Genomic DNA, 22,530 nt, shown 5'->3' with positions numbered 1-22,530 from the left:
ATCAGACTTCTTCGCGCACCGCCTGCAAACTGGCATCCTCACCCTCCAATTCGGGCGGTTCAATCGCAGCCTTGCGCATTGCGATGATCGCTTCGACCGCCACCCACACACTCGCGATGATGATGATGACATCGAGCACGAACAGCAGCCAGTCGGGCTGGGCAGGGTCTGCGAAGGATGCGAGCTGATCGATCGCCGCCCAGAACGACATAACGAACACGAACACCAGCGGAATAAGGGCCGGCAGCGGATTGCGCCGCTTCCTGATGAGCATCACCGCAATGATCGACAGCGTCAGCGACGCCATCAACTGGTTTGTAGTGCCGAACAGCGGCCAGATCCGCAGCCCCCCGTCACCACCGAGTCCCTGAGAGAACGTCAAACCAAGACCCACCACGACGACGACGATCGTCGCCGGAACTTTCGTGATTCGGATCCGCATCGAGTCACCGATCTCCTGCACGACGAAGCGCAGCAATCGCATGCCGGTGTCCATCGTCGTCGCGGCGAACAGCACTGCCATCGTCGCGAGCACCGTGGCGCTCAAGGATGCCGGCAAACCGATGCCGGTCTCCAACAGCCTCCCGCCGCCCTCTACGAACGCGCTGACACCGCCGGCCCCGAACGAGCTGTATACCGCTTCCCACTCGGCCACGGTACGGAAGCCGCCGATGACCGCGAGGATCGTACCCAGCGCGAGAAGCCCCTCACCAACCGCGCCGAAGTAGCCGACGAAACGCGCATCCGTTTCTTTGTCGAGCTGCTTCGAACTTGTGCCAGACGACACCATGCCGTGGAAACCGGAGATGGCGCCGCAGGCGATCGTGACGAACAGCAATGGCACGAGGCTCGGCGTACCTGCGGGAACGTCCATATTGATCATCGGCGCGACGATCTGAGGCTTGTCTGCAGCGAACAGCGTCGCGATGAGTACGGCGCCGTACAAAAGGCCGAGACCGACGAACAACTGCACGCCGTTGATGTAGTCGCGTGGCTGCAGTAGCACCCACACGGGCAGCAGCGAAGCAATCGCCCCATAGACGAACAGCGCGACGATCCAGAACGTCGCCGGGCTCATGCCCAGGGTGCTCTCCGGCAGCACGACCGGCACCTGGTCGCCGAGCACGATCAGCGCGTACAGTGCGACAACACCGACGATGGTGATCGGCACCAGCGGCCAGCGCAGCCGATACACTGCCACGCCCACGAGCAACGCCACCACGATCGCTCCCCAAGTGGGGATCACGGCGGACGGGGTGCTGATCAGCAGGTTCTTGATGACGACCGCGAAGGCCGCGATGACCATCAGCAGGAGGAGGAAGATGACGACCAGGAAAAGGTTTGCACCGCGCTTGCCGATGTAACGGGCAGACAGTGCACCGATAGAGCGGCCCTTGTTGCGCGTCGAGGCCCAGAGCGCACCCAGATCGTGCATCCCCGCGAAGAGCACGGTCCCGAGTGTGACCCAGAGGAAGGCAGGGAGCCAGCCCCAGATCACGGCAATCGCCGGGCCGACAATGGGTGCCGCACCCGCGACCGAAGTGAAGTGGTGCCCCCACAGGATGTACTTGTTGGTCGGCACGTAGTCGATGCCGTCTTTGAGTTCGTGCGCTGGCGTCTTGAATGAGGCGTCAAGCTTGTACACACGCTTCGACAGATACTTCGAGTAGATGAAATAGCCGAGCACGAACAGTGCCAAACCGATGAACATCAGCAGTACAGGAGTCATGAAAGCTGGTTCCTCTCCGGCAGCGACAACCCTGTCACTGCTCTTTATCAACCGTAGCAAACCTGTGAGAATGCTGATAGCAGCGCGCGGTCAAGTCATCGGAGAAGCTGCCGCGAGCAGCTCCCTGGTGAACGGATGCTGCGGTGCGGCGAACACCTCGCCCACAGGTCCCTGCTCGACGACCACGCCGTCCTGCATCACGAGAACATCGTCCGCGACCGCCGCGACCACATCGAGGTCGTGCGACACGAAGATTATCGTGAGCTCGCGTTCACGTTGCAGCCGCCGCAGCAGCTGCAACACTTTCTCCCGCACTGAGGGGTCCAGTGCCGATACCGGCTCGTCGAGTACGAGCACATCCGGATCCGCGGCGAGCGCCCGTGCGATCGCTGCCCGTTGACGCTGACCACCAGACACTTGGGCAGGCCTGCGCAGAGCAAGTTGCGCCGAGAGATCCACCTCAGCCAGCAGATCCGCGACACGTGCTGCACGTGCCGCGCGCGGGACGCCACCTGCTTCGAGCGCCTCCCGCAGTGATCTCCCGATCGTCCACCGCGGGTCGAACGCACCCAGCGGGTTCTGATGCACGAGTTGCACACGATGCTCCCCGTGCCAGCGCAGGCTTCCGCCATCCGGTGTCGCGACGCCCACGATCATGCGGGCGAGGGTTGTCTTTCCCGAACCGGACTCCCCCACGATTCCGAGTGTCTGGCCTTTCAGTAGCGTGAACGAGGCCTCGGCGACAGCTGGTACCCCAGAGAAAGTCTTGGAAACCTCGACAGCAACCAGTACCGGCTCGCCCAGGCCGAATCGATCGACACGAGGCTGATGGATGCTCGCGGCGATGAGTTCCCGCGTGTAGTCCTGTTGCGGAGCATCCAGCACATCTGCCACCGTGCCCTCTTCGATCACACGCCCCGATCGCATCACGAGCACGCGATCTGCCACTCGGCGCACGGCCGCGAAGTCGTGGCTGATGAAGACGACGGCGGTGCCGGCATCCGCAATCGAACGCAGCAGTGTCAGCACCCGCGCCTGCACCGTGGCATCCAGAGCGGTGGTCGGCTCATCCGCCACAAGGACAGCCGGGTCCCCTGCGAGCGCCGAGGCGATCAGTGCGCGCTGACGCAGTCCGCCCGAAAGCTCATGCGGATACTGCGCAGCGCGACGGGCGACATCCGGCATCGACACCGATTCCAGCAGATCCTCCGCACGCGTTCGGCGCTCGCCGCGTGACAACCGCGTGTGGATCGCCAGCGGCTCGGCAACCTCGGCCCCGATGCGGCGCAGCGGATCCAGCGACACCAGGGCATCCTGCGAGACCAGACCGATGCGGTTACCCCGCAGTCCCCGCCATTCGGAATCGGAGAACCCTCGCGCATCGACGCCATCCACGGTCAGCACGTCGGCCGTGACGCGCGCCGAGTCGGGAGTCAGCCCGAGCAGCGCGGACGCCGTGAGGGACTTGCCCGCACCCGACTCCCCCACGATCGCCAGGCATTCACCCGGTGCGACCTCAAACGACACGTTCTCGACAAGGAACGCCCCGCCGATCATGACCGACAGGCCCTCAACCTGCAACGCACTCATGAGGGCCTCCCTTCGGCCCGCGCCCGCAGCGTGCGGCCGACGATGGCCGCTGACACCACGGTCAGCGTGATCGCGATGCCGGGGAACACGGCGATCCACCATGCCGTCCCGAGAGCATTTCTCCCACCCGAGAGCATGAGGCCCCACTCTGGCGATGGCTCGATGGGCCCGAGACCGAGAAAACTGAGGCCGGCGGCCGCGAGGATGCTGGAGCCGATCCCGATCGTCGCCAGCACGCTGAGCGACCCGAGCACGCCAGGAATCACGTGTCGCGTGAACGCGCGCATCGGGCGCACCCCGAGGATGCGGGCGGCCTCAACATGCTCGGCAAGCGCGAGCGACTGCGTCTGCACTCTCGCGAGCCGCACGTACACCGGCACCGCGGCGATCGTCACAGCGATGGCGACATTCGTCGGCCCCGGCCCGAGGATCGCCACCACCACCAGGGCGACGAGAAACTCCGGGAAGGCGAGCAGCACGTCGGTGATGCGCATCGCCGTGGCATCCACGACTCTCGGCGCGATGCCGGAGAGCGAGCCGGCGACGAGTCCGATCACCAGCGCCAGGCTGGTGGCGAGCAATCCGATCCCCACCGAACGCCCCGCGCCGTACACGACGCGGGAGAACACGTCGCGCCCACTCTGATCGGTACCGAACAGGTGCGCCACGCTGGGCGCCTCCAGCGCTGCGCGCACATCGGTGCGAAGCGGGTCATGAGTGGCGAGCACCTGCGGCACCAACGCCATGACCGCCACCACGGCGAGTACGAGCAGGGCACTCCACAGCAGGAGGCGTCGAGCGGCGTTCATGTGGATGCCTCCCGCACACGGCGTTGCCGCGGGTCAAGCAGCGGATGCAACAGCTCGACGAGAAGGTTCACGACCACAAACACGACGGCGCTGAACAGGATGATTCCCGTGATCACCGGTAGGTCGCGATCAGTGATCGCCGCGAGCGTCACGCGCCCCAGCCCTGGCCTGGCGAACACCGTCTCGACCAGCACCGCGCCGCCCAGCAGCGAGCCGATGAGGTACGCCGTCAGAGTGAGCGCTCCTGCCGCACCGTGGCGCAGCGTGTGGTGGGCTGTGAGCCGAACCTGACCGGCGCCGCGCGCCCGCACGGTCATCGCCCACGGCTGACGTTCGGCCGCCTCGATGCCGTCGCGCAGTACCTGGCCGAGGAGAGCTGCGACCGGCAGCGCCAGGGTGATCGCCGGTAGAACGATTGTCGCGGGGTTGCGCGTGCCCGCCACCGGGAACCAGCCCAGCCCGAACGCGAAGATGCTGAGCAGTAGGAGCCCGATCCAGAACACCGGAGACGACAGCACGATCAGCTCGATGCCGGCGACGATTCCCCGCGACACCCTCCCGCGGACGAACAGTGCCACCGCGAGCGCGAGCACCACGGCGATCACGAATGCCAGCGCCGTCAGCTGCAGCGTGGATCCGAGCTGGCGACCGATCACCTCGGTCACCGGCATCCGCAGCTGGTACGACTCGCCAAGGTTTCCCTGCAGGAGCTGGCCGAGGTACGACAAGTACTGCTCCAGTGGAGGCCGATCCAGGCCCAACTCCGCCCGGATGCCATCCTTCACAGCCTCACTCACCTGGGCCTGCGGCCCCAGCATTACCGAAACAGGGTCACCCGGAATCACTCGGAATGCGAGGAATGCGAGCGTCGCCGCGCCCCACAGGACGATGATGACGGATGCCGCGAGCTCCGCGATCCGGATGAGGAGGCGTTTCACGCAGGCACTCAGCCGACCGTGACCTCGTAGAACAGCGGACGGCCGTACAGGTCGTACTCGAGACCCGAGATGGTGTCGTTCATGGCGGTGATGAGCGACGGGCTGTAGAGCGGCACGATCGCAGTGTATTGCGCATTCCACTGCTGCAGCGTCTGGTAGATCGCGGCGCGCTCCTCAACGTCGTTCGTGGCGATGCCTTCCTCGAGCAGAGCATCGATCTCGGGATCGCTCACCTGCGAAGCGTTCTGGAAGCCATCGGTGTGCAGGTGATTGCGCAGCAGGTCGCCGTCAACGCCGGAGAAGCCCCAGTCTGTGAGGTCGAACGTCTTCGGCCCATACTGCTCGTTGTAGGCACCGGGTTCGAGCACCTCGCGCACGACCTCGAAGCCGATGTCGGCAAGATCCGACTGAATCGCGTTCCCGAGTGCGGAGTTGTCGTCCGACACCGGCGTATAGGCGATCCAGCGCACCGAGAGTCGCTGACTGTCCTTCATGCGGATGCCGTCGCTGTCACGCTCGGTCCACCCCGCCTCGTCCAACAGGCGGTTCGCCTCGTCCTGATCGAACGGCAGGCTGCCTTCGAGTGACGCGTCGTATCCGGGAGTCGTCGAACCGAGGATGCTCCACGCACGCGGGAACTGGCCGAAGAAGATCTCTTCCACTGCCGCGTCGATGTCGATGCCGCGGGCGAACGCCTGACGCACCTTCTCGTCCGCGAAGACGCCGTAGGCCTCGTTCAGGTACAGCGAATACGGCAGGCCGGGGTACTCGTTCGCGTCGACCGTGAGTGTGTCCGGCAGTTCGACGGCGAGGTTCGGCGGCAGATTGCTGGCCAGGTCGGCCTCACCGCTTTCCACGACGCCGGCACGCACGGACGCCTCCGGCAGGATCTCGACCCGCAGCGTCTGGAACTGCGCAGCCTCGGCGCCATCCGGACCCCAGGCGTAATCAGGGTTGCGGGTGTAGACGATCTCTTGGTCCGGCGTGTACTCGGTGAGCTCGAACGGCCCGGTGCCGACGTTGATACCGGGCCCGCCGGCCTTGAGCTGATCGGCGGAGCTTTCCAGGACGGCGGGAGAATAGAACCCGAGCAGCGCCGTGCTTGCGGCCTGCAAGAACGGCGCATAGGGCTGCGAGAAACTCACTTCGACTTCGTATTCGCCCAGCACCTTGGTGCCGGCGTAGAACTCGCCGCCGAGCATACTCGCCGCCTGGGCGGATGCCGTCTCGGGGTCGGCGATGCGGTCGAAGTTCGCCTTGACGGCATCTGCGTTGAATGGCTCACCATCCGTGAAGGTGACATCGTCGCGCAATTCAAACGTGTACGTGGTGCTGTCAGGCGAGACAGTCCAGTCTTGCGCGAGCCATGCAGAGAACGAACCGTCAGCTTCCTGAAAAACCAGCGAATCGAGCACGACGCGCTGGACCATACTCGACACGTCGAGTTGGCTGGTCTGCGGGTCCATGTGACCGGCGGCAAGGTTCGCACCCTCGATCGCCCAGACGACCTCGCCGCCACCTTCTGCAGCGTTCTCATCACCCGGGCCGGCGCATGCGCTGAGCACAAGAGCAGCGGCCGCTGTGAGGGCGGTGGCGGACAAAATACGGCGCACGAACGGAGTGGGCATGCAAGTCCTCAGGAAGGTGAAAAGGGGTCGGTCAAGTCTAGCCGCGGTTTCTTGGACTGGGTCGAACTATGACCGCTCCTCCCCCTCGCACTCTTGGCTAGAATGGTCAGCACACCTCACACTCAGGCACGCTCACACAGTGCCGCATACATCGCGCAAGGAGACCTTCATGGCCGCGTCCGCACAGAATCAGATCCCTGACAAGCCCGTTCTCGAAGGTCTCGAAACGAAGTGGGATGCTGCCTGGGCAGAGCAGGGCACGTACCTGTTCGATCGCGTGCGTGCTGCTGAGCTCGGCCGCGAGGGTGTCTACTCGATCGACACGCCGCCGCCCACGGCATCCGGATCACTCCATATCGGTCACGTGTTCTCCTACACGCACACCGACGTCAAGGCTCGTTACGAGCGCATGCGCGGCAAGAGCGTCTTCTACCCGATCGGCTGGGATGACAACGGCCTGCCGACCGAGCGTCGTGTGCAGAACTACTACGGCGTGCGCTGCGACCCGACGCTCCCCTACGACGCAGATTTCGTCCCTCCCTTCCACGGCGATGCGAAGAGCCTCAAGGCCGCCGATCAGCTGCCGGTGAGCCGCCGCAATTTCATCGCGCTGTGCGAAGAACTCACCCTCGAAGACGAGAAGCAATTCGAAGACGTCTTCCGTCAGATGGGCCTCAGCGTCGACTGGACGCAGACCTACCGCACGATCTCTGATGAGACGATCCGCCAGAGCCAGCTCGGCTTCATCCGCAACCACGAACGCGGCGAGGCCTACCAGGCGCTCGCACCGACGCTCTGGGATGTCGACTTCCGCTCGGCGATCGCGCAGGCCGAACTCGAGGACCGCGAGCAGCCAGCCGCCTACCACCGCCTCGCCTTCCACAAGAGCGACGGCTCAGGCGACATTCACATCGAGACGACACGTCCTGAGCTGCTCGCCGCATGTGTCGCGCTCGTGGCACACCCCGACGATGAGCGTTACCAGCCGTACTTCGGCTCGACCGTTCGCACTCCCCTGTTCGACATCGAGGTACCAGTGCTCGCGCACCACCTCGCGCAGAAGGACAAGGGATCCGGCATCGCGATGGTCTGCACCTTCGGTGACGTCACCGACATGATCTGGTGGCGCGAACTCGACCTTCCGATTCGTGCGATCCTCGGCCTTGATGGTCGAGTGATCGCGGATGCGCCCGAGGCGATCATCTCGGATGCTGGACAGGCCGCGTACGCGGAGCTGGCAGGCAAGACGGTGTTCAGCGCCCGCAAGCGTATCGCCGAGCTTCTTGAGGAGTCCGGTGAGCTGCTGGAGGTTTCCAAGCCCTTCAACCACGCCGTGAAGTTCTTCGAGAAGGGCGACCGCCCGCTCGAGATCGTCTCGACGCGCCAGTGGTACATCCGCAACGGTGCGCGCGATGAGAAGCTGCGCGACCAGCTCATCGAGCACGGCCGCAAGCTCGCCTGGCACCCGGACTTCATGCGCGTGCGCTACGAGAACTGGGTCGGCGGCCTGACCGGCGACTGGCTCGTCTCGCGTCAGCGCTTCTTCGGCGTGCCACTACCCGTCTGGTACGGGCTGGATGAGAACGGTGACCGCGATTTCGACCGCGTGATCCTGGCCGATGCCGCATCTCTGCCGATCGATCCGACCGTGGACGTTCCTGCGGGATACACCGCCGAGCAGCGCGGCGCGGCCGGTGGCTTCGAGGCAGAGGTCGACATCCTCGATACCTGGGCTACATCGTCACTGACCCCGCAGCTGGCCGGCGGCTGGCAGCGGGACGAGAACCTGTGGAAGCTCGTCGCACCGTTCGACGTGCGCCCGCAGGGGCAGGACATCATCCGCACCTGGCTGTTCTCGACCATGCTGCGTTCCGCGCTCGAAGACGGCCGCACGCCGTGGAAGCACGCCTCGATTTCCGGTTTCATCGTCGACCCCGACCGCAAGAAGATGTCCAAGTCCAAGGGCAACGTGGTCACCCCGGCGGACATCCTTGAGAAGCACGGTTCGGATGCTGTGCGCTACTGGGCAGCCTCCAGCAGACTCGGCGTGGATGCCGCGTTCGACCCGCAGAACCCGACGCAGATGAAGATCGGCCGACGTCTGGCGATCAAGATCCTGAACGCCGCGAAGTTCGTGCTGTCGTTCCCCGTACCCGAGGGCGCACAGGTCACGCACGCGCTGGATGCCTCGATGCTCGCCACGCTCGACGAGGTCGTTGCGGATGCGACCAAGGCATTCGACGCGTTCGACCACGCGCGAGCCCTGGAAGTGACCGAGTCGTTCTTCTGGACGTTCTGCGATGACTACCTCGAGCTCGTGAAGGAGCGCGCCTACGACCAGACCGACGTCGGCCAGCCTTCTGCCGCGCTCGCACTGCGGATTGCCCTGTCGACGCTGCTTCGACTGCTCGCCCCTGTCGTGTCGTTCGCGACGGAAGAGTCGTGGAGCTGGTTCGAATCCGGTTCGATCCACACCGCAGCGTGGCCAACCGCCGGCGACCTGGCCGGAGGCGACCCGTCGATCCTCACTGCCGCCAGTGCTGCGCTCATCGGCATCCGCCGCGCGAAGACCGAAGCCAAGGCTTCGCAGAAGACGCAGGTCGCACGTGCGGTGATCGCAGCTCCCGCCTCGACGCTTGCGGCTGTGCGCGCTGCAGCCGACGATCTTCGGGCGGTGGGCCGAATCGCCGAGCTCTCGTTTGTCGAGGGCGCCGAGCTGGCCGTCACCGAGATCGAGCTGGCTCCCGTCGAGGAAAGCTGATGCAGCTGGGTACGCGTTGGGCGGCAGGTGCGGATGCTCCGGCATCCGTTCCCGCCGTCCTGCGGCCGGCGATCGCGGAGGTGGAGGCACGCGGCCTCGAAGGGCACTGGACTCTCACCTGGCTGGAAGGCCGACCGATCGCGGAGCTGGATGCCGGGTGGGAAGTCTTCCTCACTGCATCCGGCGATGTCGTCGCCCGCCCATTCGAGGACTAATCAGCTCAGCGCAGTCGCATGCCCATCTGCGCGAGCGCATGATCGGTCGCGCGCGGGTCTGGCTTGCTGGTCTGCTCGTCCTTGATCAACGCCAGCATCACTTCATGACGATCCTGTCGGCGCTCTGCGCGAGTGGTGGCCCATCGGGCCATCGCCGCAGCAAGTCGAATCGACGCGCGCTCGATACTGTTCGCGCCACGCGGCACGGCGTAAGTACGGGTGATGGCTACTGCGCTCATGATGCGGACTCCTTTTTCGTTGTGAGGTTCTTGAGCGGGAAGATGTCGGCACGCACACTGACGCGTCTGACACCCGCCCCCTTCTGATTGCCGTACTTCTCTGTGGCCTCGTCCATGAGCGCTTCGATCTTCTCGCTGAGCTCGACCGTCTGCGCTGCAGTCATACTGATGCCGGTCGTCATTGACTTACTCGTGTCAGCCCACTCCGCTGTCTCCTTGTCGATGCGGCTTGTGAAAAACTCCATGAGCTCTTCGTGGCGCCGGCGAAGTGCTTCGGCAACGGCCACTTGGAGTGCTGCTTCACCGGCCGGCGAACCCTGCACTGCACGCGAGTCGTAGACGACGCCGCCAACCGGGCGCTCCCACCACCGCTCACGGCCGCTACGGTCACCCTCAACCTCGCGAATGAGGTCGTGGCTTGCCAGGGAGCGCAGGTGATAGCTGGTCGCGCCAGATGACTCCCCCAGCATCTCGGCCAGAGTACTGGCAGTCTGCGGACCTTCCTGAGCGAGGATATCGAAGATCTGCACACGCAGCGGATGCGACAGCGCACGCAGTGCGCCGATATCCAGCACGCGTCGTTCAGCTGCGGTGGGGGTCTTCTCGTTCTCGGCCATAATGCAAAGATACCTTTGCAAAGAGATCTTTGCAAGTGTTTCTTTGCATTGGTGTGTCGATGCCGGGTCGTAGGCTCGATGTCATGACCGACGCTGTAAACCCGCTCCTGACGCCATCCGCTCTCCCCTACGCGCTGCCGGATTACGCGAACATCCGCCCGGAGCACTATCTCCCGGCATTCCAGGCGGCGTTCGAGGAGCACCTCGCCGAGATTCGGCGCATCACGATGGTGCGCTCGATGCCGACGTTCGAGAACACGATGGTGCCGCTCGAGCAGTCCGGCGACATGCTCGAGCGCGTTGCGCACGCGTTCTATACCGTGAGCTCGGCGGATGCCACGGATGAGATTCAGGCGATCGATGAGGAACTCGCGCCTCTCATGTCAGCGCACGACGACGCGATCCGCCTCGACGCGCAGCTTTACTGGCGCGTCAAGACGTTGCACGAACGGTTGGATCAGCTCGAGCTCGATGCGGAGAGCGCCTACCTCGTGCAGCGGCATTTCCGAGAAATGACCCACGCAGGTGCCGGGCTCGATGATGAGGCGAAGCAGACTCTGACGGCGCTGAACCAGAAGCTGTCGACGCTCACCAACACCTTCGAGAAGAATCTGCTCGCCGACACCAACGATCTTGCGGTGTACTTCGAAAGCGCCGAGGAGCTCGATGGTCTGGCGGACGGCGAGTTGTCCGCTGCCGCCCGCGCTGCGACGGATCACGGCCACAAAGGCGGCTTCCTGATCTCGCTGCCGCTGTTCACCGGGCATCCGTATCTGGCATCCCTCACCAATCGTGAGAGCCGCCGGCGCATCATGGAAGCATCCCGCGTCCGTGCTGCGCGCGGGAACGCCAACGACAACCGTTCCGTGCTGACCGAGATCGTCGCGCTGCGCGCGGAACGTGCGTCGGTGCTCGGATACTCGTCCCACGCGGCCTACGTCACGGCGGATGAGACGGCAAAAACGGCCGAAGCAGTATCTGACCTTCTGCACCGGCTCGCCCCGGCCGCGGCATCCAACGCAGGCGCCGAACAGGCCGCACTGCAGGCGATCATCGACGAGACCGAGCCGGCACCCTTCACCCTGGAAGCCCACGACTGGGCGTTCTACACGGAGAAGGTGCGTACGGCGAAGTACGACATCGACACGGCGGCACTTCGCCCCTGGTTCGAGGCCGAGCGGGTGCTGCAGGACGGCGTGTTCTACGCCGCGACCCAGCTGTACGGCGTGACGTTCGCCGAGCGTAACGACCTCGTCGCCTATCACCCCGGTGCTCGGGTGTTCGAAGTGCACAACCCAGAGGGCAGCGCGCTCGGACTCTACGTTCTCGACCTGTACACGCGTGATTCCAAGCGCGGCGGCGCATGGATGAACCCGATCGTCAGCCAGTCCACTCTGCGCGGAACTGCGCCCGTCGTCGTCAACAACCTCAACGTGTCGCAGCCGGGCGACGGGCAGCCGACGCTGCTCACGCTCGATGAGGTGACGACGCTGTTCCACGAGTTCGGCCATGCGCTGCACGGGCTGTTCGCGACGGTCACCTACCCGCATTTCGCCGGGACGAACGTGTTCCGCGACTTCGTGGAGTTCCCGAGTCAGGTCAACGAAATGTGGATCCTCTGGTCAGAGGTGCTCGACAACTACGCGCGCCACTTCGAGACCGGAGAATCGCTGGATGCTGCGATCGTGGCGCGCCTGCGTGCGACGGAGACGTTCAATCAGGGTCATGACACGAGCGAGTATCTCGCTGCGGCGTGGCTGGATCAGGCCTGGCATCGGGTCTCTGCGGATTCTGCTGTCGATGACGTCGTGGCATTCGAATCGGCGGCACTCGCGGAGATCGGGCTCGACAACCCGGCTGTTCCAACGCGCTACTCCTCGACGTACTTCGCGCACGTGTTCTCCGGCGGCTACAGCGCCGGGTACTACTCGTACATCTGGAGCGAGGTGCTTGATGCCGACACCGTGGAATGGTTCCGCGAGAACGGCGGTCTCACCCGCGAGAACGGTGACCGCTTCCGCGCTCGCCTGCTCGGCGTGGGCGGGTCGAAGGATCCCCTCGAGGCATACCGCGACTTCCGCGGCCGCGACGCCGACATCGCGCCGTTGCTGAAGCGCCGCGGGCTCGACGGCTGATGGACCCCGAGCGACTCAAGACCATCAGCCGCGCATTCGACGCACGGTCTGCGACCTATGACGACAGTACGATGCATCGTGAGCTCGCGTCCGCTGTCGCCGATTTCGCTGATGTGACTGCGGTCGAGGTGGCTCGCTGCGCAAGACGCACACGTACCCGACCGACCACCTACCGTTCGAGTCGCTGGAGCTACTGACAGCGACGGCCGCCGCTCACCAGTTCACGATCGCCCGATCCATGACCTGGTCGGATGACGTGGACAGGCTCCTCATCGCCGAGTGGGTAAGGCAGTGATATCATTAGCCTGTACTGATATCACTGTGAGGTGAGCAACTATGTCCGCGATCACGATCCGCAATCTGTCGGAGGAGACTCACCGCGCGTTGAAAGCTCGCGCAGTCAGCAACCAGCGCAGCACAGAAGCGGAAGTACGCGCGATCCTCGATTCCGCGGTTGCCCCGCGCGCAAAGCTCGGGACTCTCCTCACTGATATTGGCCTGAGCGTGGGCGGAGTCGATCTCGACTTCGATCGCGGCGCTGAAGATCGCGACCCGGTCGACCTGTCATGATCCTGGTCGATACGAACGTTATCGCCGAGCCGATGCGCAGCGCACCGAATCCTGCTGTCGCGGATTGGTGGGACAGACAGGATCCGACAACGCTTCATCTGAGCACGATCTCACTCGCTGAGATCCGCTATGGGATCGCCCTTCTTCCAGACGGGCATCGTCGCTCCCAACTCCACGAACGATTCGAAACCGAGTTACTGCCCCACTTCGCGGGTCGCATCATTGGCTTCGATGACGCGGCCAGTCTTCGCTATGCCAGGCTCAGAGCCGACGCGCGACGACAAGGAATCGTGATCGCGGCTCTTGACGGGCTCATCGCAGCCACCGCCTCCGCACACCAACTGTCGATCGCGACGCGCGATGTCACGCCGTTCTTTGCTGCGGGCCTGCATGTGATCAATCCGTTCGAGCTTTGATCACGTCCTATTCCAGACCTGGCACCCGATCACTCACCAAACGATCCCAGCACGTCGAGTGGACGCGGCACGATCAAAGCGCCGTTCATGATCTCCCGGTCCCCCAGCGGGGAATCCAACTCGACTGTGAACGGCGTCGGCGGGTTGCTCTGGCACGTCGCCGCACCGTCATCGTCCGGTCGCACGGCGATATGGACAATGACCGCGTCCTCGGTCTCCTCCAGGGCTATCAGTTCGACCCGGCCTGCCGCATCCATCCCGCTGTTGCAGGCGCGCTCGGTGACGAGCAGAGCCAGCTCGGTAGCGTCGGGAACCGGCAGCGCGGCCCGATCAAGGTTCACCTCGGCCGGCGTGAGCGGCGCGGGGTCGATTGCGAGCGCGCACGATGCACTGCTCGTGAGCATCCACCTAGCCTCTCCTGTCGCCGGCAGGTCACCCATCTTTTCGAACACGCGTACGTCGTGGTCCGCACCGCTGTCATCGATCGCGTCATACGGGCGGAGGACGGTGATGCTCGTGGGGCTCTCGGTCGTCACCACCCACTCGCTCAGATTTTCTGGTGCGACGCTGGTGCCCAAGTCATCGACGACGGAAGCGAGCGCGGCTGCGGCGTCGCCGGTGAGCTCGTCGGCGCGCACATCGGCGTCGTATCGCGCCGCGTCGATTGGGCGGCCATTGCACTCGTAGGCGACGGCGGACTCGTCCGGTGCGCTGGTCGGAGGGGGCGAGCCTGTGCTGATCGGAGGAGTCGAGCCTGCGTTGGTCGGAGGAGCAGAGCCGGCGCCTACCGCACACCCGGCGCAGGCCAGCAGCGAAAGCAGCACACTGGCTGAGACAAGCAACTGCGAACGAAAAGCTCTCATGCCAGAAAGTGTCCCACCGCAGGCATTCGTCTCACACGCGTGCGTTCGCACCCCACCGCGACGGTGGGCCCTACGTCCTGCTGAGCGCACAAAGTCGGCTACTCCGCACGCACCGAGCGACTGCCCAGTAGGACGTAGCTGACGCCAAGTAGCCCGCTGAGCACCAGCAGACCGGCGCCGACCAACGGCGCTGCTGTCCAGAACCAGCTGATTCCAGTCTCGGAGAAGTTGAAGCCCACGGACAGCAAGAGTGCGAGAATCGCAGCCACCAGGAGCATCGACCGGCCACGTGTCGTTTGACGGATCATTTCAACGTCCCCTCGCTATTGCGCCCGACTCTACTCCAGGCCTGGTCACATTCGAAGAGTCTGCGGTGGATGCGCAACCCACTGCGCCTACGCGGAGAGCAGTCCGAGCTCCCGCGCGAAGTCGCGCATCCGCGTCGCCATCTCCTGCGGCACCTCTGCGACGGTGAAATGCCCGCCCTCCGGCAGCCGATCAAAAGAGCGCAGGTCGCGGTAGAAGCTCCGAGCGACACTCTCCGGATAATCATGTTCGTGCCGCTGGATCGCGACCGCCGCCGGCACCTCGACGGGCAGTATGCGCTCATCTTCACCGGTGTCGAAGTATCGTCTGAACGAGGTGGCGATGCTTTGCGTGGCCCAATAGATCATCGCCTCGGTGATGATGCGGTCCCGCGAGATTCTGCGCTCAAGCGTCTCCGGCTGACTCGTCGGGGTATCACTCCATTCCACGAGCTTCTCCGCGATCCACGCGATGAGGCCCGCTGGCGAATCGTTCAGCCCCGCGGCCAAAGTGTCAGGGCGGGTGCCCTGCACATGACCGTAAGCGCCGTCCGGCCCACCGCTCGCCGCCAACCGATCGAAGAACGCTCGCGCTTCTGGATCTTCGATGGCCGCACGCTCATCGTCCGTGCCGAAATGCGAATGCGTCGCAAGAATCCCCTGCACCTGGCCGGGATACGACGACGCGATCAGGTCGCTCACATTGGCTGAGATGTCCTCGCCGTAGGTGAGATACCGCTCATAGCCGAGCGCGTCGGTCATCAGCGTGTGCATCAGTCGCGCCATCACGCCCTCTGTCATAGTTCCGGCGTACGGCGCGGAGAACGCAAATCCAGGCATGCTCGGAATGATCACGTGGAAATCCGGCAGCAGCCGGGCGAACTCCAGCTGGAGTGCGAAGGTGTGCGGCCATCCGTGCATCACCAGCAGCGCCGGAGCATCAGCTCGTTCAGATCGCAGATGGACGAAGTGGACGTCGGTGCCGTCGACCTCGGTGATGAATTGCGGATGCTGGTTCAGCCATTCCTCGCGTGCACGCCAGTCGAACTCGGCCCAGGATTCGACGAGCTCTCGCAGGTATACCGCCGACATCCCCGTCTCCGGGCGTCGCGGCGAGTCGGGCAGCAGGCGCGAATGCGAGAGCCGCTCGCGCACGTCCACGATGATGTCGTCAGGGATCGAGATCTGGAAGCTTCGCATAGCGGCACTGTAATCCCCGCCGCGGACATTCAGGAGCTTGCACCCGACGTCCGTCTCATTCGAACGAGCACAACTTCGGAGCCGAGGCCCAACACGCCGTTTCAGGCGGCCCGTTCCCCGGCGTGTCGCGGGTGACGTCCGCAGTTGTGCCCGGCCAGTCCGCAGGCGCACGCCCGCCGCACTTCGTCAGGACTGCAGTTGCTGCAAAGCCTTGTACCAGGTCAGCTGATGGAAGCTCTGCTCCAGTCGATCACCCAGACCTTCGGCCGGCAGCAGATGCACGGTGATGATCTCGCCTCCATCGAGGCTCTGCTCTGCCACCCGCGTGCAACCACGAGCGAGGAAGTGGTGGACACGATTCGTGTGGTTCCCGAAGTTCGCCCAGGTCGCACCGAGGTCCACGATCTCCTGAGCTTCGTACCCGGTCTCCTCGCGCAGCTCCCGCACGGCGGCGTCGCGCGGATCTTCTCCCGGCTCTACACCGCCACCGATCGTACCCAGAGCAACTATCCCGGCTCCGTGGCGGTACTCCTCAACGATGATCGCGTCGCCATCGAGGTTCACCGCCAGAACCGAGATCCATTCGCTCGGTTCGAGCACATAGTACGGAGAGATGGTACGACCGGCGACGTCGACGCACTCATCGGCGCGCAGCCGAATCCAGCGGTCGGCAACGATCATCTCGCTGCGTGCCACCACCCAGGGTGCTGGCGTCGAGCCGTCAGAGAATCCGGGCGCCTACGCGCTCTTACGCTTGCGCTCCAGCACGATAGTCGGTGCCGCGCCATCATCGACGGCCGCACGCGTGACGATGACCTTCTTCACGTCTTCGGCAGACGGAATCTCGAACATGATCGGACCGAGCACGTCTTCAAGGATCGCGCGCAGGCCACGTGCACCCGTCTTGCGATCCACGGCGAGGTCGGCGATCGATCGGAGCGCGTCTTCTTCGAACTCGAGCTCGACACCGTCGATCTCGAACATGCGCTGGTACTGCTTCACCAGAGCGTTGCGAGGAGCGGTGAGAATCTCCATCAGCGCATCCTGATCCAGCGGAGAAACCGACGCGACGATGGGCAGCCGCCCGATGAACTCCGGGATCAGACCGAACTTGTGCAGGTCTTCAGGCAGAACCTCGCTGAACAGGTCGAGATCCTTGGTCTTGTCGTGCAGCGGGGCACCGAAGCCGATACCGTGCTTTCCGACACGCGACGAGACGATATCTTCGAGACCGGCAAAGGCCCCCGCCACGATGAACAACACGTTCGTCGTATCGATCTGCAGGAACTCCTGGTGCGGGTGCTTGCGACCGCCCTGCGGCGGAACAGACGCAACCGTGCCTTCAATGATCTTCAGCAGCGCCTGCTGCACGCCCTCACCGGAGACGTCACGAGTGATCGAAGGATTCTCGGCCTTGCGGGCGATCTTGTCGATCTCGTCGATGTAGATAATGCCCTGCTCGGCGCGCTTCACATCGTAATCCGCGGCTTGGATGAGCTTGAGGAGGATGTTTTCCACATCCTCACCGACGTATCCGGCCTCAGTCAATGCCGTGGCATCTGCCACTGCGAACGGGACGTTCAGCCGCTTCGCCAATGTCTGAGCGAGGTAAGTCTTGCCACAACCGGTCGGACCGATGAGCAGAATGTTGCTCTTTGCGATCTCGACTTCTTCGGCCTTCTGCTCGGCGAGCTGAAGCGTGCCGTGCGCGCGGACGCGCTTGTAGTGGTTGTAGACCGCAACGGCAAGAGACCGTTTCGCAGGCTCTTGCCCGACCACGTATTCCTCGAGGAACGCGAAGATCTCGCGTGGCTTGGGCAGATCAAAGTCAGCGACGCCGTCGGCGGAGGACTCCGCCATCCGCTCTTCGATGATCTCGTTGCACAACTCGACGCATTCGTCGCAAATGTACACACCGGGGCCAGCGATGAGCTGCTGCACCTGTTTCTGGCTCTTTCCGCAGAACGAGCACTTAAATAGGTCAGCGCTTTCACCGATTCGGGCCATGCGCGTCCTCCTTGGGGAGTCTGAGAAACTCCTTCGAGCCTAACCGCTCCCTCAGACACTGAGCCGCATTGGCGCGGCTCAGGCCGGATCCCGTCAGCTCAGATCAGCTCGAGTCAGATCAAGCTCTTGGTGTGCCACACCGTCTTGGTCTCGGTGAAGGCTGCGATCCGCTCCGGCGACGCCGTCACTTCACCCGGCGTGAGCACGCGCTTGAGAGTGTCGGCCGCAGCGATCTGCATGTCCACCCATTCGAGAGCACCGGCCCCTGCCAGATCGAGCGCGTTGACGTCAGCGTGCGACGCGAGCCACGGTGCGATTTCGGCGGGCGATCCGGTGATCACATTCACCACTCCCCCCGGCACATCGCTCGTGGCGAGCACCTCGGCAAGACTGATCGCCGAAAGCGGATGCTGCTCGCTGGCCACCACAACCACAGTGTTGCCCGCCACAAGCGCGGGGGCAACAACGGAGACCAGACCGAGCAGCGCGGAGTCCTGCGGTGCGACGATCGCCACAACGCCGGTCGGCTCAGGCACGGAGATGTTGAAGTACGGACCCGATACCGGGTTAGCATTGCCGGCGACCTGGGCGTACTTGTCGCACCAGCCCGCGTACCAAACCCACAGATCGATGGCGTCATCGACCTGTGTGCCGGCCGCGGCAGCAGAAACACCCTCCTGCGCCACGATCTCGTCGATGAACTGCGCACGCCGCCCCTCGAGGACCTCGGCGACCCGGTACAACACCTGGCCACGGTTGTATGCCGTCGCTCCTGACCAGCCCTTCACAGCCGAGCGGGCTGCCACCACGGCATCCCGAGCATCCTTGCGAGAGCCCTTCGCCGCGTTCGCGAGGAACGCACCCTTGGCGGAGAGCACCTCGTAGGTGCGGCCGGACTCGCTGCGGGGAAACTTTCCGCCGATGGCGAGCTTGTACGTCTTCGGCACAACAAGTCGCTTGCTCATGCTGATGCCCCCTTCAGGTAGGCGGTGAGACCATGTCGGCCGCCCTCGCGGCCATATCCGGATTCCTTGTAGCCACCGAACGGGCTGGCCGGGTCGAAACGGTTGAACGTGTTCGCCCAAATGACACCGGCACGTAACTGGTCGGCGACGGCGAGTATGCGCGAGCCCTTGTCGCTCCAAATGCCCGCCGACAGCCCGTATGGCGTGTTGTTCGCCTTGGCAATGGCCTCGGCAGGTGTACGGAAGGTCAGCACGGAGAGCACCGGTCCGAAGACCTCATCACGGGCGATGCGATGGGATGCTTCGACACCGGTGAAGATCGTCGGCGCGAACCAGAACCCCTTCTCAGGGATGGCGCAGTCGGCCGTCCAGCGCTCTGCGCCTTCGGCCTCGCCGATGGCGCTGAGCTCGTGGATACGAGCCAACTGGGCGGCGGAGTTGATCGCACCGATATCCGTGTTCTTGTCGAGCGGGTCTCCCAGACGCAACGTGGAAAGACGCGACTTCAGGCGATCGATGACCTCGTCATGGATCGATTCCTGAACCAGCAGACGACTGCCGGCACAGCACACGTGCCCTTGGTTGAAGAAGATGCCGTTGACGATGCCTTCGACGGCCTGGTCGATCGGCGCGTCGTCGAAGACGATGTTCGCGGCCTTCCCGCCCAGCTCGAGAGTGACCTTCTTCTGGGTGCCGGCAACGGCACGCGCGATGTCGCGCCCAACGCCGGTCGAGCCGGTGAACGCGACTTTGTTGACGTCAGGATGCCGCACCAGAGTAGCGCCAGTGGAACCGGCACCGGTGACGATGTTCACCACACCGGCGGGCAGCTCTGCCTGTTGCAGGATCTCAGCGAAGATCAGCGCGGTCAGCGGCGTGGTCTCGGCGGGCTTGAGCACAACCGTGTTGCCCGCAGCGAGGGCCGGTGCGATCTTCCACGCCAGCATCAGCAACGGGAAGTTCCACGGGATGATCTGCCCCGCGACACCCAGCGCACGAGGGTTTGCACCCAGGCCCGCGTAGTCGAGCTTGTCTGCCCAACCGGCGTAGTAGAAGAACCAGGATGCGACCAGCGGAACGTCGACGTCGCGGCTCTCCTTGATCGGCTTGCCGTTGTCGAGGCTCTCTGCGACAGCGAGTTCGCGAGCGCGCTCCTGCACGAGGCGGGCGATGCGGAAGAGATACTTTCCGCGATCGCGGCCGCTCATCTTCGACCAGACCTTGTCGTACGCGCGGCGGGCGGCCGCGACGGCACGATCGATGTCTTCATCGTTGGCGCCGGCGATCTCAGCAATGTGCGACTCATCCGAAGGTGAGATCGTGTTGAAGCTGGGGCCAGAGCCGTCCACGAAGTCGCCGTCGATGAACAGACCGTAGCTGTCGCGCAGGTTCAGGATCGCCTTGGATTCAGGCGCTGGGGCATATTCCAGGAATGACATGTTTCTGTTCCCTTTAGTCGATCGTGACGTAGTCGGGGCCGGAGTAGTGGCCGGTGGTCAGCTTCTGACGCTGCAGCAGCACATCGTTGAGCAGACTCGAAGCGCCGAAGCGGAACAGATGCGGCTGCAGCCATTCCTCGCCGACGGTTTCTGCGACGGTGACGATGTACTTGATTGCGTCCTTGGACGTGCGGATGCCGCCGGCGGGCTTAACACCGATCTTCTCGCCGGTGTCACGGTGCCAGTCGCGCACAGTCTCGAGCATGAGCAGCGTCGTCGGCAGTGTGGCGGCCGGCTGCACCTTGCCGGTAGAGGTCTTGATGAAGTCACCGCCGGCGAGGATGCCCAGCCAGGAGGCGCGCTTGATGTTGTCGTACGTGTTCAGCTCACCGGTCTCGAGGATCACCTTGAGGGAGGCGGAGCTGCCGTCGGCGCGACGGCAGGCTTCCTTCACCGCGGCGATCTGATCGAAGACCATGCCATAGCGACCGGAGAGGAACGCACCTCGGTCGATGACCATATCGATCTCGTCGGCGCCAGCGGCGACCGCCTCCGCCGTGTCAGCGAGTTTGATGGCGAGCGAGGCGCGACCGCTGGGGAATGCAGTCGCAACGGCGGCGACCGAGATCTTGCCGTCGTCTGGGTCACCATGAACGCTACCCAGCGCCTCAACGGCGTAGCCGACCATGTCGCCGTACACGCAGACAGCCGCGACGAGCGGAGTGGACTGATCTGACGCATCCGGAGTCTTCGCCTTGGCAACGAGCGAGCGCACCTTGCCGGGAGTATCCGCACCCTCGAGCGTGGTGAGGTCGATCAGCGAGATGATCTTGTCGATCGCCCAGGCCTTCGATGTCGTCTTGATTGAGCGTGTGCCGAAGCTGGCAGCACGCTGCTCGAGGCCTGTGGCATCTACACCGGGAAGTCCGTGCAGGAAGCGACGCAGCGTGGCGTCATCGGGCTCTCCGCCCAGCACATCCACCGCAGAGCGGCGGGAGAGTTCTTGGGTTGTCATCGTTCCTCCAACAATGCTCGGGCTGTGGTCTCATCGGTCACCAGAACGCTGCACAGGCCGCTGTTGACGACTGTACGCGCGATGTCGTGTTTCGCGGCCCCCGCAGTGACGAAGATCGCCTGCGCAGCGCTGCGCAATCGTTCAAGGCTCACCCCGACCGTGCGCGCGTCGAGCTGCGGATCGACGATGTTGCCGTCGGCGTCGATGTAGCGTCCGAGTACGTCCCCGACGGCGCCTCGGCGCGCGAGTTCCTCGACGTCAGCAGGCTTCAAGTATCCGTTCTCGACGTGCGCCGAGGTCGCGTCGGCTGGGCCCGCCGAGTAAAGATAGGTCTGCGCATCCACGGCCTGTTCCAAGACGGCGGAGACGGTTCGATCCGCCTCGATCGCCTGTTTCGTTTCCGCACGTTCCAAAATGGCGGGGCTGGGAAGAAGCGTCGCCTGCCCGCCGGCGCGCTGAGCGATGGTCATGGCCAGGCTCGCCGCTCCCCCTGAGCGACGGTTCAGGCTCACGCCCCCGTTGAGCTGCACAACAGTCACGCCACTGGCCCAGCCGTCCGGCAGAGCCTCTGCGACGGCGGTGAGGGTACGTCCCCAGCTCACAGCGAGCGTGCGCGGCACTGGGCGAAGCGCTGCGAGATGATCGGCCGCTGCCTGTGCGACGCGGTCGAGGGTGTTGCTCTCATCGTCTGGAACCGGAACGACGATGACGTCGGCAAGGCCGAATCGCTGGGCGAGTTCACGCTCAAGACCCAGTCGGCGAGCACGAGGATGCACGATCTCGATACGGACGATGCCGACATCGCGTGCATAGGTGAGCAGTCGCCCGACCTTCCATCGCGAAATCTTCAGAAGTGCACCGATCTCGTCCTGCGTCTTGCTCTCGTCGTAATAGAGCTCGGCAACACGGACCGCAAGCAGATCATCGTCCACGGCATCCTCCTCTCGTGCCCAGAATACGCGTAAACACGCACTCGCGCACGTTGTTGCGCATATGAGCACCGGATGCGCGTCACCCTGCGCATCCGCGGCTCCGCGGGCGGCTCGACGCGTCGTTTAGGCGAGCGCTTCGTGCGGAGATGTGCAGCAA

General features: G+C 64.2%; 21 protein-coding genes. 5 read left to right on the top strand and 16 right to left on the bottom strand.

Annotated elements, in window-relative coordinates:
- Position 1: 1 nt before the first annotated feature.
- The 5 genes from ACSU1G_RS00250 to ACSU1G_RS00230 form a co-directional block, all read right to left on the bottom strand.
- On the bottom strand, positions 2 to 1,729 hold the full coding sequence (locus tag ACSU1G_RS00250) for a carbon starvation CstA family protein (RefSeq protein ID WP_439277903.1): 1,728 nt from the start codon (positions 1,727 to 1,729) through the stop codon (positions 2 to 4).
- Between the two features lie 90 nt (positions 1,730 to 1,819).
- The gene (locus tag ACSU1G_RS00245) at positions 1,820 to 3,319 is read right to left on the bottom strand and encodes an ATP-binding cassette domain-containing protein (RefSeq protein WP_439277902.1); all 1,500 of its coding nucleotides are present in this window, start codon (positions 3,317 to 3,319) and stop codon (positions 1,820 to 1,822) included.
- On the bottom strand, positions 3,316 to 4,128 hold the full coding sequence (locus tag ACSU1G_RS00240; protein ID WP_439277901.1) for an ABC transporter permease: 813 nt from the start codon (positions 4,126 to 4,128) through the stop codon (positions 3,316 to 3,318). Before ACSU1G_RS00240 ends, ACSU1G_RS00245 begins: the two co-directional genes overlap by 4 nt.
- A complete protein-coding gene (locus ACSU1G_RS00235) occupies positions 4,125 to 5,066 on the bottom strand; it encodes an ABC transporter permease (protein WP_439277900.1) in 942 nt (313 codons plus the stop codon). Before ACSU1G_RS00235 ends, ACSU1G_RS00240 begins: the two co-directional genes overlap by 4 nt.
- 8 nt (positions 5,067 to 5,074) lie before the next feature.
- Entirely contained in the window at positions 5,075 to 6,694 is a 1,620-nt protein-coding gene (locus ACSU1G_RS00230) for an ABC transporter substrate-binding protein (protein WP_439277899.1), read from the bottom strand.
- Positions 6,695 to 6,863: 169 nt separating this feature from the next.
- On the opposite strand from ACSU1G_RS00230, the gene valS reads away from it, so the two are divergent.
- Together valS and ACSU1G_RS00220 are read left to right on the top strand one after the other, a co-directional pair.
- The gene (gene valS, locus ACSU1G_RS00225) at positions 6,864 to 9,455 is read left to right on the top strand and encodes a valine--tRNA ligase (RefSeq protein WP_439277898.1); all 2,592 of its coding nucleotides are present in this window, start codon (positions 6,864 to 6,866) and stop codon (positions 9,453 to 9,455) included.
- On the top strand, positions 9,455 to 9,670 hold the full coding sequence (locus ACSU1G_RS00220) for a hypothetical protein (protein WP_439277897.1): 216 nt from the start codon (positions 9,455 to 9,457) through the stop codon (positions 9,668 to 9,670). The genes valS and ACSU1G_RS00220 overlap by 1 nt, the downstream gene beginning before the upstream one ends.
- A 5-nt stretch (positions 9,671 to 9,675) precedes the next feature.
- Here ACSU1G_RS00220 and ACSU1G_RS00215 read toward each other — a convergent pair whose 3' ends face one another.
- Together ACSU1G_RS00215 and ACSU1G_RS00210 are read right to left on the bottom strand one after the other, a co-directional pair.
- Entirely contained in the window at positions 9,676 to 9,909 is a 234-nt protein-coding gene (locus ACSU1G_RS00215) for a hypothetical protein (protein ID WP_439277896.1), read from the bottom strand.
- Positions 9,906 to 10,526 (bottom strand): ArsR/SmtB family transcription factor, encoded by a 621-nt coding sequence (locus tag ACSU1G_RS00210; RefSeq protein WP_439277895.1) that lies wholly within the window; start codon positions 10,524 to 10,526, stop codon positions 9,906 to 9,908. Before ACSU1G_RS00210 ends, ACSU1G_RS00215 begins: the two co-directional genes overlap by 4 nt.
- A gap of 83 nt (positions 10,527 to 10,609) precedes the next feature.
- On the opposite strand from ACSU1G_RS00210, the gene ACSU1G_RS00205 reads away from it, so the two are divergent.
- The 3 genes from ACSU1G_RS00205 to ACSU1G_RS00195 all read left to right on the top strand — a co-directional run bounded on the left by ACSU1G_RS00205 (position 10,610) and on the right by ACSU1G_RS00195 (position 13,647).
- Entirely contained in the window at positions 10,610 to 12,661 is a 2,052-nt protein-coding gene (locus tag ACSU1G_RS00205; protein ID WP_439277894.1) for a M3 family metallopeptidase, read from the top strand.
- 336 nt (positions 12,662 to 12,997) lie between these two features.
- A complete protein-coding gene (locus ACSU1G_RS00200) occupies positions 12,998 to 13,231 on the top strand; it encodes a FitA-like ribbon-helix-helix domain-containing protein (protein WP_439277893.1) in 234 nt (77 codons plus the stop codon).
- Positions 13,228 to 13,647, top strand: a complete 420-nt coding sequence (locus ACSU1G_RS00195) for a type II toxin-antitoxin system VapC family toxin (RefSeq protein WP_439277892.1) — start codon at positions 13,228 to 13,230, stop codon at positions 13,645 to 13,647. The genes ACSU1G_RS00200 and ACSU1G_RS00195 overlap by 4 nt, the downstream gene beginning before the upstream one ends.
- 29 nt (positions 13,648 to 13,676) lie before the next feature.
- Here the strand turns inward: ACSU1G_RS00195 and ACSU1G_RS00190 are convergent, their stop codons facing one another.
- The 9 genes from ACSU1G_RS00190 to ACSU1G_RS00150 all read right to left on the bottom strand — a co-directional run bounded on the left by ACSU1G_RS00190 (position 13,677) and on the right by ACSU1G_RS00150 (position 22,373).
- The gene (locus ACSU1G_RS00190) at positions 13,677 to 14,510 is read right to left on the bottom strand and encodes a hypothetical protein (protein ID WP_439277891.1); all 834 of its coding nucleotides are present in this window, start codon (positions 14,508 to 14,510) and stop codon (positions 13,677 to 13,679) included.
- Between the two features lie 98 nt (positions 14,511 to 14,608).
- Positions 14,609 to 14,818, bottom strand: a complete 210-nt coding sequence (locus tag ACSU1G_RS00185) for a hypothetical protein (protein WP_439277890.1) — start codon at positions 14,816 to 14,818, stop codon at positions 14,609 to 14,611.
- 87 nt (positions 14,819 to 14,905) lie between these two features.
- Positions 14,906 to 16,015, bottom strand: a complete 1,110-nt coding sequence (locus ACSU1G_RS00180) for an epoxide hydrolase family protein (protein WP_439277889.1) — start codon at positions 16,013 to 16,015, stop codon at positions 14,906 to 14,908.
- Between the two features lie 186 nt (positions 16,016 to 16,201).
- Entirely contained in the window at positions 16,202 to 16,711 is a 510-nt protein-coding gene (locus tag ACSU1G_RS00175) for an NUDIX hydrolase (protein WP_439277888.1), read from the bottom strand.
- A 42-nt stretch (positions 16,712 to 16,753) separates the two neighbouring features.
- A complete protein-coding gene (gene clpX / locus ACSU1G_RS00170) occupies positions 16,754 to 18,022 on the bottom strand; it encodes an ATP-dependent Clp protease ATP-binding subunit ClpX (RefSeq protein ID WP_439277887.1) in 1,269 nt (422 codons plus the stop codon).
- A 113-nt stretch (positions 18,023 to 18,135) separates the two neighbouring features.
- Positions 18,136 to 18,987, bottom strand: coding sequence for an aldehyde dehydrogenase family protein (locus ACSU1G_RS00165; RefSeq protein WP_439277886.1), 852 nt, complete (start codon positions 18,985 to 18,987; stop codon positions 18,136 to 18,138).
- Positions 18,984 to 20,426 carry an aldehyde dehydrogenase family protein gene (locus tag ACSU1G_RS00160; RefSeq protein WP_439277885.1) on the bottom strand — a complete coding sequence of 481 codons (1,443 nt, stop codon included), beginning with the start codon at positions 20,424 to 20,426 and terminating at the stop codon, positions 18,984 to 18,986. The genes ACSU1G_RS00165 and ACSU1G_RS00160 overlap by 4 nt, the downstream gene beginning before the upstream one ends.
- 13 nt (positions 20,427 to 20,439) lie before the next feature.
- Complete coding sequence (gene deoC, locus ACSU1G_RS00155; protein ID WP_439277884.1) at positions 20,440 to 21,441, bottom strand: deoxyribose-phosphate aldolase; 1,002 nt, start codon at positions 21,439 to 21,441, stop codon at positions 20,440 to 20,442.
- Positions 21,438 to 22,373, bottom strand: coding sequence for a sugar-binding transcriptional regulator (locus ACSU1G_RS00150; protein ID WP_439277883.1), 936 nt, complete (start codon positions 22,371 to 22,373; stop codon positions 21,438 to 21,440). Before ACSU1G_RS00150 ends, deoC begins: the two co-directional genes overlap by 4 nt.
- Positions 22,374 to 22,530: the final 157 nt, after the last annotated feature.

The sequence above is a fragment of the Microbacterium sp. A93 genome, from assembly GCF_051842835.1.
Note: the sequence above shows the minus strand (reverse complement) of the source record. Positions and strands in the feature narration are given on the sequence as shown.

Coding starts and splice junctions, on each gene's coding strand:
- ACSU1G_RS00250 (WP_439277903.1), bottom strand. CDS start 1,729: ATGACTCCTGTACTGCTGATGTTCATCGGTTTGGCACTGTTCGTGCTC.
- ACSU1G_RS00245 (WP_439277902.1), bottom strand. CDS start 3,319: ATGAGTGCGTTGCAGGTTGAGGGCCTGTCGGTCATGATCGGCGGGGCG.
- ACSU1G_RS00240 (WP_439277901.1), bottom strand. CDS start 4,128: ATGAACGCCGCTCGACGCCTCCTGCTGTGGAGTGCCCTGCTCGTACTC.
- ACSU1G_RS00230 (WP_439277899.1), bottom strand. CDS start 6,694: ATGCCCACTCCGTTCGTGCGCCGTATTTTGTCCGCCACCGCCCTCACA.
- valS (WP_439277898.1), top strand. CDS start 6,864: ATGGCCGCGTCCGCACAGAATCAGATCCCTGACAAGCCCGTTCTCGAA.
- ACSU1G_RS00220 (WP_439277897.1), top strand. CDS start 9,455: ATGCAGCTGGGTACGCGTTGGGCGGCAGGTGCGGATGCTCCGGCATCC.
- ACSU1G_RS00215 (WP_439277896.1), bottom strand. CDS start 9,909: ATGAGCGCAGTAGCCATCACCCGTACTTACGCCGTGCCGCGTGGCGCG.
- ACSU1G_RS00210 (WP_439277895.1), bottom strand. CDS start 10,526: ATGGCCGAGAACGAGAAGACCCCCACCGCAGCTGAACGACGCGTGCTG.
- ACSU1G_RS00205 (WP_439277894.1), top strand. CDS start 10,610: ATGACCGACGCTGTAAACCCGCTCCTGACGCCATCCGCTCTCCCCTAC.
- ACSU1G_RS00200 (WP_439277893.1), top strand. CDS start 12,998: ATGTCCGCGATCACGATCCGCAATCTGTCGGAGGAGACTCACCGCGCG.
- ACSU1G_RS00195 (WP_439277892.1), top strand. CDS start 13,228: ATGATCCTGGTCGATACGAACGTTATCGCCGAGCCGATGCGCAGCGCA.
- ACSU1G_RS00190 (WP_439277891.1), bottom strand. CDS start 14,510: ATGAGAGCTTTTCGTTCGCAGTTGCTTGTCTCAGCCAGTGTGCTGCTT.
- ACSU1G_RS00185 (WP_439277890.1), bottom strand. CDS start 14,818: ATGATCCGTCAAACGACACGTGGCCGGTCGATGCTCCTGGTGGCTGCG.
- ACSU1G_RS00180 (WP_439277889.1), bottom strand. CDS start 16,015: ATGCGAAGCTTCCAGATCTCGATCCCTGACGACATCATCGTGGACGTG.
- clpX (WP_439277887.1), bottom strand. CDS start 18,022: ATGGCCCGAATCGGTGAAAGCGCTGACCTATTTAAGTGCTCGTTCTGC.
- ACSU1G_RS00165 (WP_439277886.1), bottom strand. CDS start 18,987: ATGAGCAAGCGACTTGTTGTGCCGAAGACGTACAAGCTCGCCATCGGC.
- ACSU1G_RS00160 (WP_439277885.1), bottom strand. CDS start 20,426: ATGTCATTCCTGGAATATGCCCCAGCGCCTGAATCCAAGGCGATCCTG.
- deoC (WP_439277884.1), bottom strand. CDS start 21,441: ATGACAACCCAAGAACTCTCCCGCCGCTCTGCGGTGGATGTGCTGGGC.